The 12443-nt window shown below is 32.2% G+C and carries 19 protein-coding genes and 1 pseudogene; 19 read left to right on the top strand and 1 reads right to left on the bottom strand.

Annotation, left to right across the window (positions count from 1 at the left end; all coding sequences use genetic code 11):
• Positions 1-82: 82 nt before the first annotated feature.
• Positions 83-562 (top strand): transcriptional regulator, encoded by a 480-nt coding sequence (locus tag IGJ15_RS12480; RefSeq protein ID WP_430599133.1) that lies wholly within the window; start codon positions 83-85, stop codon positions 560-562.
• A gap of 232 nt (positions 563-794) precedes the next feature.
• A complete protein-coding gene (locus tag IGJ15_RS12475; RefSeq protein WP_002290540.1) occupies positions 795-998 on the top strand; it encodes a hypothetical protein in 204 nt (67 codons plus the stop codon).
• A 396-nt stretch (positions 999-1394) separates the two neighbouring features.
• On the opposite strand, the gene IGJ15_RS12470 is transcribed toward IGJ15_RS12475, so the two are convergent.
• Positions 1395-1724: a hypothetical protein gene (locus tag IGJ15_RS12470; protein WP_010748124.1), complete on the bottom strand. Its 330-nt coding sequence runs from the start codon at positions 1722-1724 to the stop codon at positions 1395-1397.
• A gap of 120 nt (positions 1725-1844) precedes the next feature.
• Between IGJ15_RS12470 and IGJ15_RS12465 the strand changes: the two are divergent.
• The 17 genes and pseudogenes from IGJ15_RS12465 to IGJ15_RS12385 all read left to right on the top strand — a co-directional run.
• Positions 1845-2171 (top strand): annotated as a pseudogene (locus IGJ15_RS12465) (DNA cytosine methyltransferase); the annotation flags it as partial.
• A gap of 315 nt (positions 2172-2486) precedes the next feature.
• The gene (locus tag IGJ15_RS12460) at positions 2487-2690 is read left to right on the top strand and encodes a hypothetical protein (RefSeq protein ID WP_010748125.1); all 204 of its coding nucleotides are present in this window, start codon (positions 2487-2489) and stop codon (positions 2688-2690) included.
• Positions 2691-2766: 76 nt separating this feature from the next.
• Positions 2767-3063, top strand: a complete 297-nt coding sequence (locus IGJ15_RS12455) for a hypothetical protein (RefSeq protein WP_256925807.1) — start codon at positions 2767-2769, stop codon at positions 3061-3063.
• A 92-nt stretch (positions 3064-3155) separates the two neighbouring features.
• Complete coding sequence (locus IGJ15_RS12450) at positions 3156-3335, top strand: hypothetical protein (protein WP_010748127.1); 180 nt, start codon at positions 3156-3158, stop codon at positions 3333-3335.
• Positions 3336-3448: 113 nt separating this feature from the next.
• Positions 3449-4111 carry a DUF2786 domain-containing protein gene (locus IGJ15_RS12445; protein WP_086295828.1) on the top strand — a complete coding sequence of 221 codons (663 nt, stop codon included), beginning with the start codon at positions 3449-3451 and terminating at the stop codon, positions 4109-4111.
• Between the two features lie 26 nt (positions 4112-4137).
• Positions 4138-4383 (top strand): hypothetical protein, encoded by a 246-nt coding sequence (locus IGJ15_RS12440; RefSeq protein ID WP_010748129.1) that lies wholly within the window; start codon positions 4138-4140, stop codon positions 4381-4383.
• Positions 4340-4696: a hypothetical protein gene (locus tag IGJ15_RS12435; protein WP_010748130.1), complete on the top strand. Its 357-nt coding sequence runs from the start codon at positions 4340-4342 to the stop codon at positions 4694-4696. Before IGJ15_RS12440 ends, IGJ15_RS12435 begins: the two co-directional genes overlap by 44 nt.
• Before the next feature lie 42 nt (positions 4697-4738).
• Positions 4739-4861, top strand: a complete 123-nt coding sequence (locus tag IGJ15_RS12430; protein ID WP_010748131.1) for a hypothetical protein — start codon at positions 4739-4741, stop codon at positions 4859-4861.
• A 28-nt stretch (positions 4862-4889) separates the two neighbouring features.
• A complete protein-coding gene (locus tag IGJ15_RS12425) occupies positions 4890-5126 on the top strand; it encodes a DUF6075 family protein (protein WP_010748132.1) in 237 nt (78 codons plus the stop codon).
• Between the two features lie 1319 nt (positions 5127-6445).
• The gene (locus tag IGJ15_RS12420) at positions 6446-6688 is read left to right on the top strand and encodes a hypothetical protein (RefSeq protein WP_270276838.1); all 243 of its coding nucleotides are present in this window, start codon (positions 6446-6448) and stop codon (positions 6686-6688) included.
• Positions 6689-6777: 89 nt separating this feature from the next.
• On the top strand, positions 6778-7620 hold the full coding sequence (locus tag IGJ15_RS12415) for an McbB family protein (protein WP_010748136.1): 843 nt from the start codon (positions 6778-6780) through the stop codon (positions 7618-7620).
• The gene (locus IGJ15_RS12410; RefSeq protein WP_034695557.1) at positions 7613-8236 is read left to right on the top strand and encodes a hypothetical protein; all 624 of its coding nucleotides are present in this window, start codon (positions 7613-7615) and stop codon (positions 8234-8236) included. The genes IGJ15_RS12415 and IGJ15_RS12410 overlap by 8 nt, the downstream gene beginning before the upstream one ends.
• A gap of 1 nt (position 8237) precedes the next feature.
• Entirely contained in the window at positions 8238-9194 is a 957-nt protein-coding gene (locus tag IGJ15_RS12405; protein ID WP_010748138.1) for a hypothetical protein, read from the top strand.
• A gap of 14 nt (positions 9195-9208) precedes the next feature.
• Complete coding sequence (locus IGJ15_RS12400; protein ID WP_010748139.1) at positions 9209-10243, top strand: YcaO-like family protein; 1035 nt, start codon at positions 9209-9211, stop codon at positions 10241-10243.
• Positions 10244-10948: 705 nt separating this feature from the next.
• Positions 10949-11542, top strand: coding sequence for an ATP-binding cassette domain-containing protein (locus tag IGJ15_RS12395; RefSeq protein ID WP_010748141.1), 594 nt, complete (start codon positions 10949-10951; stop codon positions 11540-11542).
• Between the two features lie 209 nt (positions 11543-11751).
• Positions 11752-12144: a hypothetical protein gene (locus IGJ15_RS12390; protein WP_034695559.1), complete on the top strand. Its 393-nt coding sequence runs from the start codon at positions 11752-11754 to the stop codon at positions 12142-12144.
• On the top strand, positions 12141-12350 hold the full coding sequence (locus IGJ15_RS12385) for a hypothetical protein (protein ID WP_034695562.1): 210 nt from the start codon (positions 12141-12143) through the stop codon (positions 12348-12350). The genes IGJ15_RS12390 and IGJ15_RS12385 overlap by 4 nt, the downstream gene beginning before the upstream one ends.
• Positions 12351-12443 lie beyond the last annotated feature (93 nt).

The raw sequence follows: 12443 nt of genomic DNA, 5'->3' as shown, positions 1-12443 counted from the left end.
AGGTCTTTTTTGAATTAAAAAAGAAATTATTTAGGTGTAAACGACAGCTGTGTGTATCACCTATCATGAAAAGAGGAATAATGTGCGATTATTTGATGTTCACCAATTTGAATTACCTGAAAAAGAGGTGATCGATTGGGATAAAACCAAAGGAGAGATCGGATCGATGCTCTCTAGTTATCTTGTTTCAAGGGAAAGGATGGGATTGACGAGGATGCCGCCGATCCATTCAACGTATTCGCTCTTAGACCAAGATATACCAGAAATCAAACACTCTAGCTTTGTTCAAGAAAATCAGCAGTTCAAACAAGAGTTTCTTTATTTTCACCACTTGTTTTCTTTGGGTCTGACGGCCATTAGCCATCCATATAAACCAGAAATCACCGATCGGAGACGAAAGAATTTTTTGATGCGTTTTGTCTACGGACTATCAATCAATCATGTGAGCGATCGGATCCATTATCAGAAAAATGTGATCGTCGATGATTCTCAATTAGGCTTACTGCAGTTTGCGAATGCTTTGTCTATTTTGGCTTTAAAAGAACAAGAGATCTCTGCCTGATCCTGGTATTTTTTTCTATCGATCACTTCGGGTTGTGTCAGCAACACGGTTTCTGAAGGAGCGGTGGCGGTGGCTGGAGCGACAGAAGGAACAAGCCTTTCGCTTGAATTCAGGTATAAAAAAAACGCTAAAACCCTTGATAAATATAGGTTTTTAGCGTGAGTTATGGTATAATAGGATTACAGTAAAGTTTGTGACGGTGGCGCTTTTTTTGAAAGTGAGGTGGTGCATTATGAATGTACTATCGAAATCTGAAGAAAGGAGTAGCCTTTTGCAAGATGTGGATATAATCGGCATTTTGTTAGCAATAGCGCCTGTTTTGTTAGCCTTTATTGGTTTAATCGAAGCATGTGTGAAACTAGCAGATACGATTATAAACACTCGTTCTTCTAAGCGTAAAAGCAAGAAGAAACGAAAAAAGAATGCAAAAAAATAACCGTCAACTTTAGCAGGATGCGGTTATTTCTTAACTAATAAAACTGCCACCGTCTTAAACGGTGCTGTAGGGGAGTTGTTAGCGCAACTCCTCTTTACATAATTAGTATAGCAAGATTTCAGTGAAATATCAACCTTTTGCTCTACAGATGTGCCTTGCACGTCTATTTTTTTGCCCTCCTAAGTGGTGGAGGCGGCTGGAACGTGGAGGGCAAAAAAGATCGCTTTTCTTTCTTAAAAAAGGCCTAAGTACCACCATTGTTCCGAAATTTAACCATCCATTTTCTCGGTATTCTTAATCCATCAGGTACTTGAAATACCTTTCATGCGCATGAAGAAACTGAGTGAACAATGGAAAATGCTGAGACATGAAATAGAGTTACTGTTAAATAATGAATTATATTTTGTCTATCTGAATTTTGTTTTTTGAAATTTCCAAAAAATAATTATCAATATAAACCTTGATTTTCTCAAAGTTTCTCTCTAAAAATAAAATTGTAGGTACCTTAATAACAGGTAGATTACGTTCATTAATGAATGCGCCAAAGGAATCTGGGATAACAAGTATATCGACAGTATCTTTATCTTCTGGGTAATTTGCTGTTACATTATAATAATTAGAAAAATAAGCTAATAAATCATCTATATTACGTTTAGCGTGGGTAGCAAATATTGTAGTCGTTCCTATACCAGAATTGGAAGTTAGCATAAAACATATTTTCGTCATAGTTTAATCTCCTTTTTTTATAGTATAACGCTAAATTTAAATTAATGAAAGAGATTTCAATATCATGAGGATGAATCAATTTACACAGTGAGATAAAAACGGATATTGCTTCTTTAGGTAAATACTAAGCGTCGGGCACGTGTGGGAAATCAGCAATCAAATACCGTCCTTACTGGTGGTCAGCGAGTCGTAGTAACCGATGATTTTCAGATCCGGAAACTAACACCACTTGAATGTTGGCGACTGCAGTCGTTTCCTGATTGGGCCTTTTTGGCAGCGAAATTCGGTAGTAGGCAGATCGCTGAAGAAATAATCAGTAACGGGCTTGATCACTATAACTGCAGGTATGAACAAAAGACTTCGGACAGTCAGCTGTACAAACAAGCTGGAAATTCGGTTACTGTATCAGTCATTTATTTCATAGCAAAACACTTCCAAATTGGTTAAAACCAACTTTTTTGACCATTAAAATCAAAAAAAAGCAATAATAGATTGTCAGTATCGGTATACCGTGGTATAATAAATACAACGGTATACCGATATATTTAATTTTTAGAAAGGATCTATAACTATCTGATGATCCGGTATACGGATAAAAAAGGGAGGGATCACTACTGCAAAATAAAAAAAAGCACTTATTCTGATGGGGTCAGAACAAGCGCAAGTAACAAAACCGTGCAAGGAATGCTACTACTCAAAATATACCATAATTGTGAGTAGTGGCAAGTTTTAATTGTCATACTCCTTTCAGGAGGAAAAAAGATGTACGCAGATAAAGATAAGATAGAATGGTTGCTTTTTGAAAGTGGAAAATCATTGTATGAAATTCAAAAAAAATCAGGAGTTGCCGCAACAACTGTTGCAGATCTTGCTCATAAAAGGTCTTCTATAGAAAGAATGCGATTTGATAATGCCGCCAAGCTTACAAAACTTGCGGATCAATTAAAAGAAGAAGCCACTGAATAATCAGAGCTTGATAATGCAACTCCTTATCTCTAGGAGGAAAAATAATGAATGCCGTTTTAAATAAAAAAAATGTACTGTGATATTTGATCACTATGAAGATAATAACAATGTAGCGATTCAACTGACTAAGAAAAGAAGAGGTCAGTCTGAAGAAGAGCTGGTTGCCACGGCCACGGTGAACACGAGTATCGGGATCAGACAGGATTACGTCGCAATCAAAGGGTGGTCTGAAAATACGGGCATTGAAAAGGTGCTGATAGAAGCTGGTGTCATTTGTGAGGAAGCTGTAGGGGCAATTCCTTGTGGCATGGCTGTTGCAAAAGTCTTTCCCCTTACAGAAGAAGCAAAGGAAGTCATGAAAAACAATCAGTAGAAAAGAATCGGTTCAAAGCTGCGGCGAGTGTGATTTACGCTCGCTGCGTCTTTTATCAAATCTACGATCGTTTCAATGAAGGAGAGCGAGTTATGGCTATTGCAAAAGGAAATACACGTCTTCCTGTAACGCTTAATGAAAAGAGGAAGCAGGGACTGAAGCACTTGAACACTAAGTACAAAAAAAGTGAATCGAAATTAATGTGTATCGCTTTAGATATGTTGCTTGAGCAAGAAAAAGCGGGATTTGAAATTCCTGCGCTCAGAAAGTGACCGCACTTTATTTTCTATTTCATTGAAGTGCTATCACTTTTACTCATTACTTTTATCAGTGAAACCGTTATCCAATACGTGGTAAACTAAAATCAGACAAAACGTGAGATCCAATGGATGAAAAAGCCAAAAAGAAAATCGTAAAATTATTAGCTCTTGCAAATGATGCCAATGACGAAGAGTCGATGTCAGCCTTGGCAAAAGCACAAGAGTTGATGCTTCAGCATAATATCGATGAATCAGACGTTTTTCATTATAAGCAAGAACAAAAGTCAGAAGCAGTGATCAATACGGTGATTTATGAAGGCCGGCCACAAAAATGGCTTTACCGATTAGCGAGGATCATTGCTAAAAATTTTCGTGTCCGGTATTACTATGTGTCCGGAAAACCGATTGAACTTCACTTTGTTGGGATCGTGTCCGATGTACAAATTGCTCAAATCACGTTTGAGTATGCTCGTGGTAGTGCCAGCTACTGCGCAAGGCAATTTCTTCAGTTGCCTGATATCAGACGAAAATACAAACGGAAATGGCAGTTAAAACAAGACTATTTGGAAGGATACTTGAAAGGTTTGTCGCAAACATTTCGAAAACAAGTGCTGACAAACGGCTATGAATTGGCTTTGCAAGTACCTGAAGTGGTTCAGACTGAAGTCGAAAAGATTGGACTGGTACCTGGGAAAGATACCTCTCATACCGTGAGGGATTGGGAAGCTTTTTACTCGGGTTATGCAGAAAGTGTCCGCTTTAAAGATAAGGATCGATTAGGTGCTTAATAGAGTGATGAAGGGAGTTTATAAAGATGGCTGAAGAAAGACAATGTTACGGTGGGCAATGGAAAGTACCAATAACGCCCTACAATCGACGCTTATACTGGCCGCCTAGCTGGATCAAATGTGATTGCGGTGAGTTAGCAAAACAAGTTCGTGTCAGAAAAGGGGACGTTCTTTATCCTAATGGTCATTATTTATGTAAAGAGTGTCAACGAGAGTATCAGAAGGTCGATGGAAGAGATCACTTTATCCTGGTCAAACCAAATGAAGAATGATGTAGGCGGTAAACTAATTTCTCTTGAAGATAGAGGAGAAAAGGTTTGGACAGTGATCGTTTTCAACCATTTTTCTAAGGAACTGATGGGATTTTTGAGTAACGCTGCGACGGTTGAAAATTTGCAATTTACGCAAAGAAAAGAAGAGTTAGGTATTTTTAAGGAGAACGAAGCAAAGGCAATCCTTGACGCCATACTTGCGCTAAAAGATGAAGAGGATGTGATCCGCAAAACTTTTACAGATAGCGGTCATGTAGACTGGGTATCTGGAAGGTATTTTGATTTTGAAATTGCAAAAGTAACGTTTGAGTAATTGCTGAAGGAATGGTCAAAACCAATTAGAGGAGGAACAATAATGGAAGAATTATTTCTAAACAAGGAACATATTGCCAGATTTAATTTTATGATGGATGAATTGAGCTTTACAGATCTTCGAGATCCTTATTGGCGTAGCTTGGTTTTTTATCTTCACTGGTGATGAAAGATTATTTAACCAACGTCGCTCGATGGTTAATTTTGTCCAAAAAGAAATCAATAGTGACCTATGGTTTGATGGCACTTTATCCGGTGGGGAGCAACGACTGGTTGCTTTAGCCTATAACTTGTTTACCAATCAAGATTTCTATGAATTCGAAAACGGCAAGAGGTATAATATTTCGCCGTTAGAAGTATTTTCTGGTGTTGATGAAGCTGGCTATCAGCTGGCCAAGAACGCAATCGACATAAGGCTGCAGTTCTACTAATTCAATTCCATAAAAGAATAGTTTCAACTCCAGGACGTGCTTAGCACGTCCTTTTTTATTCACAGCTAATGAAGTCCTTAATCAATGCATAAATTAGAGTTTACAAAAAAGATTTGCTATGCTCATTTATTAGGGCAGATAAGTATTTTTCTGTGATAAAAATGAATAAAGTGTAAACAAAATAAGCTAGGGGGTAAATATTAAACACTATTTTTAATTATTGCGCTATTTTTATAAATTAAAACTTTATTATTAATTTCGTGTGATGTAATATGTATTAAAGTTAAAAAATATCTAAAAGGAGATTTATGTGTGAATTCAAATTTTAGTAAGTTACCACACCATGTGAGAAAGTGGTATGCATGGGTATATATGGTACCTCTAATTCTAATTTTGGTAGATATAACCTTAACTGAATGCTTGAAAGGTTATTCATTATCAATGCTATTTTTAATACTATATGGTATAAGTTGTTTTTTTTCTACCAAAGCAACAAATGGTAGGAAACAATGGATTATATTAGATACTATCATATATTTATTTTTACTATTGGTTGTTTCTATATTTTACAGATAGAGAAGCACTGAAAAAGTTGAGGGGTTATTATGTCAGAATTAAGTAGATCTGAATATCAAATTATGTGCTATTTTTATGAATTAAATCAGTCTTTGACTAAACATGAATTATTAGAAATATTGCCGGAACTAAACAAAAATACGACTGCTGCGGTGATAAGTAGCTACTAAATAAAGGATATCTGACAGTAGCAGAGATCAAATATTCTCAGAACGTGCTAGCACGGGCTTACAGACCGAGCATTCCTTATGTAGATTTTATAAAAGATGAGTACGGAGAAGTTGTTGTACAGAAATTAGTTAACCACGCAGTGAGTTCTTTAAATACCAAACAGCAAACAGAATATTTTTTGAATCTCATAAAGGAAAGAAAAAATGCCATAAATAATAATGGCTAAAGTTTTTGATGGACGATTTTATAGTCCTAAGTTAAGTAATAATTATAACTAGTGATATAATTTACTTTGTTAATTATCATGTTATTTTAATACACAGTTTTTTAAAAAATAATAATAGTTTGTGTGATTTAACTTATTTTGTATTTTCTAAATATTCAGTTAATTAAAGTTTTTCTTATTTAATTTTGTAGTTAGCTATTTTAAACAGCATTAAAAAAGGCTATCATCATATTGTTATTTAAATAGTTTTAAATTAAAAAAAGATTGACAAGGTGCTTGTTTGTAATTTACCATAATATTAAGAAATTGCTAGCTATTTCTTAATATTATGGAAGGTGGTTTTAATATGGGTACTAAAGATAAACAGCAGTCTAAAATGCAAGACTCTCTTATTTCCCAAAGTTTATTTACATCATTTTCTTCAAGCTTAGGTTCTTCATTTGCTGACACATCTATCTCGCTTAGTAAAGGCGGCGGTAGTGGTGGTGGCGGCGGCGGTGGCGGCGGTGGCGGTGGCTGCTGCTGTTGTTGTTGCTGCTGCTGTTGTGGAGCAGGAGCTTCTTCTCAAGAGAAAGTTTTCACCAAATAGATTTACTTTAATAGGAGAGAAGTCTTATCTTCTCTCCTATTAATGATTTATATCGGAAGCTAGTAGTATAAATATTGGAGGGGTTTTGATTGAAATATGTAGTTAATCCATATTTGATATATGAATTAGAAGATGAAAACACAACAATAATCCAAACTAAAGATAATTCTTTTGCAACTAAAAATGAAGTGCTAGTTAATTTTCTCAGATATATGGAAGAAAATAAAATCGGAAATATTACTTTTAATGACTTTATGGTAATTTTCAAAGAAGAGAATATTGCTAATGAATCAATAAAATTTTTAATGGATTCATCAATCATTAAGGAAGAGAACAGTACATATTTATCAAGTATAAACGATATAGTAATCTTCTCAAATAGCTCGAAATTTTTAGAATTGTCTAGAGATATTTGGAAAGAAGATCACGAGATAAGGTCACTCGACGAATTTAAAGATCAAAATTACGAGGATAAATTAATTATTGTTTGTTTAGATCCCTTTAGTTTACAAAAGTTAAAAGAAATAGTTAGTTTTATAAATAAAGATAGTACGAATGTATATAAATTTGTTTTTGCATACAATCATAGTCTTTACCTTAGTAATTATTATTCTCCTAGATGGGGAAACCCTTGCCCTCTATGCTTCTTTTATAGTATTGAATCTCAACTAAGAGGTAGTCAATCAGGTAAAAATAATTTGAATTTTCAAGTTATGGTAGATTTGTTTTACAATGAGAAAGGTTTTTTTCAATATGATGGTTTGTTAAATAAAAGTGATTGGCTACCGGTAATCAATCAACTACACAAAGAGAAAAAAATGTCCAAAGCCAACTATAGTATAATTGATGATGTTTTAAAGATTGACTTAAATGACTTTTCATTGAGTTATGATACTTGTTATTTTTGGGAAATGTGTGATTGTTATGAATAAGTACTATTGGAATGAGTATCAATCACAATTTGTTGACAAAGAAATCGAAAAGAAAATTTTAAAGATGTACCAGTTCTCTTTACCAAAAGAAGAAATGAAATTAGAAAATTATAAAGAATTAGTAGACTTCAGTCGCTTAAATACCCCTGACATCGTAATTGAAAGCTATTCTATATATTCAATCGGATCAAATGAATTATTAAAAATATTCGAGAACTTAAAATCTTTTGTTAAAACAAATCAAATGATTCTATGTTTTCCAGTAATTTATGTGAATAAATTTGTAGAAGGACTTAAACCAGGCTCTTACATGTTTGATGTTTATAGTGATCAAATCTTACAAATAAGTAACAAGGTAATAACAGATAATAACTGGAGCAGTGACATTATTGTATCTTGGCTTCTAGACTTAGAGAAAAGTTTACTCATTTATGGAAAGGCTAGTTTTTTTAATGGTATTAAGCATACAATGAACATTAGAGAACGGGCATATAAAGGAGTTCCCATGCAATCTATCTCCCTTTTTAAAAATCATCAAAAATTTGTAAAAGATATTGGAATAAATCCTAAGTTAGCTTTATTGATTGAATCAGATTTAGTTGTTGGAGGAAGCTAATATGTTTTCACAAATTCATACGTCTTATGGATTTACAAAGAACTATCAGAGTACTGAGAGGAAACTGTTCTATATAAACGGAAACAAGATTAAAAAAGGAAACTATTACAATCCAAGTGATGGAACATCTATAAGCACGACCAAAGAACTCGCAATGAAAAAAAGCTATAGTGAATATCTGGAAAGGTTTTTGCTTGGTGTAGGAGGGTTCACAGCTGAAGGTAAATACATTAGCTATGGTAAAACATCAGCATATGGATATATCGATACAACAGGCACTGCTACAGGTATAGAATCGTGTCAAATCTTAAAGAAAGCTTTGTCAGAGTTAATAGAAAAAAATGAGTTGTTTTTACTATGGTACACAGATATTGGAGAAAGGCTTAATGTTGAATTATCAAATGAACAAAAACAATTAATTAAAAGTTTGAATTTTAGAGCTGACGAACATCTTTGTTTAGCTACAAGAAATCTATCAAACTATTACACAGTTATAACGATCAGTTTATATAAAAGACAAATCACTGGGTGCGGAATATCTTGTAATCAAACCATTGAGGAGGCTGTCAAAAAGTCAATAATCGAGAATAAAATAATCGAGTGGCAAAATTATCAGAATGAAGATTCACGGTTTTATCAATCGGTTCCTAAAGATAAAGAAAAGATTTATGATTTTATTTTTTCTAAAATAGAAAAAAGGAATAGTTATCATTGTGAAGAAGGTATTGATAATCTTATTCAAAAAAAACTAATGCTAAACAAGGACATTCCTTTTCCAGAAGTGGTTATTTTAAATGGAAAAAATAATCATAAAAATAATGTCAAAACAATAAAATTAGTTTCTAAGCATCTGCTAAATTGCTTGCCTTCAAAGAGACTTATAAGATTATCGAAGAAACAAAAAATTATTTCAAATATAGATTATAATGCTACAGAATTTGATTGTTTCTTAGTTTGAAAGGGAAGATAAAAATGAATGGATTCCTATTAAATGATAGTAGAATTTTCTCGAAAAAAGGCTTATTTTTAAACCACCACTTCAATAATTATATAGTTAGAGAAGATAAGCAACATGTACAAGCTTATGAAGTTGGGTTTGACAATAGATCATCAAATTTAAAAAAAGTTTTTGGAGAGTTCTTTGAAAGAGAAGTGTTGATAAATACCAACGATTCATTCGAAAACCACACACATGTAAATTATTTGAGTAAAAACATACCTAAAATGATGCCTAAAGGCCTATTTTTATCTAGAGATCGATTTGTTGATTCAAATGGGATGGCATCTCATACAGATTCAAACTCTGTAATAAGAACAGCATTTTTCGAGTTCTTTGAAAGGCAATCATTCATAGTAAATTATTTGACTAAAACTTCAGCTCCAAAAATATCTATCAGTAATTTTACAGAAATAAAGTCAGTAGACAATTATTTAAAAAATTATGTAGATAACACAAACTACTTCAATGTATCTATCTCAGATAAGATTTATGTAATTTTATGTATTGGATATAGTGAAAATTCTAAGTGTATAGGTTTAGGTACTTCAAATGTATTAGAAGAAGCTATAAAAAAAAGTCAGATTGAAGCTTTGCAGTATTTTGCAACGGATTTTAGTAAGACTGCTAAATCTAATACTTTAAAAGATTTTGATGATAGAAAAAAAGATTTATATCATTCACGTTTTGATCAATTATCGACCAATGAATTTTGTAGAAACTATTCATATTTACTAAAGAATATGGAAGATTGTCAATTTGAAAGTAAACTTAAATTTAATTTTAAATTATGGCAAAAAGAATGTAGAGAAAAATTAAAAATGGATCCAGTTATAAGTTTGTTTCACTCGTATCAGCCCATTCCTCATTTGAAGGTGGTAAAAGTGGTTGATGAGAATTGGTTTCCACACATGAATCCTATTTTATATAATGAGAGTGTGTATGCTTTTGTTCAGTCGATTTGTGGAAAAGAACTAGATAAAAGCATAGAGTATATTCCTTTTCCATAAATTCATCGAAGGAGAATATTATGTCAAATGTCATTACTATCTGCAAACTAAATATATCATTACTATTAAAAGACAAACTATCTTTTTTTTGGTCACTAGGGTTGCCTAGTATAATGCTATTTTTTAACAGCAGGAATATAACAACCGTTTATGATTTAACTTACTGGTGGATATATATTGTATTCAATGCTTTTGTTTACGGTGTAGGACTGTTTGCTTTAAATGAGAAAGATACTGGTGCACTATCCATAATATTTTCTATAAAGTGGATACCTGTAAAATTCTTTTTTGGACTACTTCTTACCCAACTAATTTATTCTATTGTTTGCTTAACTATGTTTAACCTCATACCTGCCTTATTTTTCAATTTAAATTATATTCATTTAACAGTGTTATCATTGATAACAATTATAGTAGTTTTACCTGTAGCGTTCATCGGATATAATATAACCTACTTAAGAAATCTTTACTCGTCGACCGTTTCATCCATATGTAATATGGTAATATTTTTATTTTTCGTATTGATAGGAATAGATACACCAGTAAATTACATCAATCCTTTTATTATTATTGGAGATGTGATGAATGATTTAATATCAGGTGATTTTCCAGTGTCTTACTTCCTGATTTGTATAATACTGATTATAGTAAGTATACCTAGTATTATTTTCTTTAAACCGTTATCTAGAGAAAGTAGATGATTTTGTGATTGTTATAGAAAATTTATTTATAAAAGAGATTGAAAAGGAAATAAATTGTAAGTTTGAAGAAGGAATTACTTATTTGAAAGGGAAAAACGGTAGTGGAAAAACGCTATTATTAGATTATATTAGTGGTCTAAGAAATCCACTTCCGAAAAATAGTAAAATAATTAATAATAATAGTTGTATTTATATGCGCCAGAACTTTACTTTTTATAGTCGATTAACTGTAGATGAGTTTATTCACTTTGTTGAGGGGTTGACCAATGAATCAAAAAAAAATTTCCTGAATTTATTAGATACATACTTTCCTGATATAAATTTTGAAAAGTATAAGAAAAAGAAATTAGGTTTATTGTCAGGTGGGGAACGAAGGTTAGTATACATCCTTTCAATTCTCAGTATAGAAAGGAAATGGTATATTCTAGACGAGCCTTTTAGCAATCTTGATCAAGAAACAAGAGACATACTAATGATTATAATAAAAACAATGAGTAGAGAAAAGAAAGCAAATTTTATATTGACAGCCCATGAGAACCTTTCCCTTGATAATTTACATGTTTTAGATTTCAGTTCTATTATCAATGAAAGTAAATAGGATTGATAAAAATCATAACTTTAAAATTAATTTCAGGAGTTTAATATAAAAAACAGAGGGTCAGAAACTTAAAAGTTTTTGATCCTTTTTTAATTGCCCATTTTATAGATTCTCAAGCAGCTCAATTAATTAGGTCAGAAATGTTTTATTTAGAGAGTAACAGAGTATAATGTTACGATACTAGTGCTTAGTGGGTGTATTGTTTTTTTATGGTAGTTCTGCTTGGTGGATTAGGAGCTTACATAGAAAATAAATACAAAAATGAAAGGAATGAAATTGAGCAAAAATTGTTAAGTTTAGAAAGTTCAGGATCTATTGGAAAAGTCATTGATAGCTTTTCAGATGACTTAGGATTTTTATCAAAAAGTTTAAATTATCAAAGGGTATCTTCGATTAACCAGTTATTGCTAAAATTAAATGAACAAATACATAGCTTTAAGAAAAAGTATCCCAGAGAAAAGTTGAAAACAGATCAATTTGAAGCAATAAGTAAACAATGTAATATTATTCAACAAAAACTAATTGTACAAAATTCAGTAAATGAAATCTTTCAATCCCCCCTCCGGCTATTAATGGTTCAACTGTTCGGAAAGATATTGTGATAGAATACAATGTTGATATTAAAACAATAGATTCTATAAATATAGACATATTTGAAGAAGATAATTGGAAACGAGTGATAAAAGGTTTATTAAGAGAAGTAAAATATCAAATAAAATTAATTAATCATACAGAGGAAGTTATAAATGATTGCTATAGCGGAGATAAAGTAAAGCAGAACATATCGAAAAAAAATATGAAGAAATAAATAAATTGGTTAATAAAATTAAGCGTTTGTCTGATAAAGTAGTTTTGAAAGAGAAACTTAAGGAAATTGAGAGAAATATTGAATTAAGTAATT

Source organism: Enterococcus sp. AZ079 (assembly GCF_050547255.1).
Taxonomy (GTDB): Bacteria; Bacillota; Bacilli; order Lactobacillales; family Enterococcaceae; genus Enterococcus_D; species Enterococcus_D casseliflavus.
Note: the sequence above shows the minus strand (reverse complement) of the source record. Positions and strands in the feature narration are given on the sequence as shown.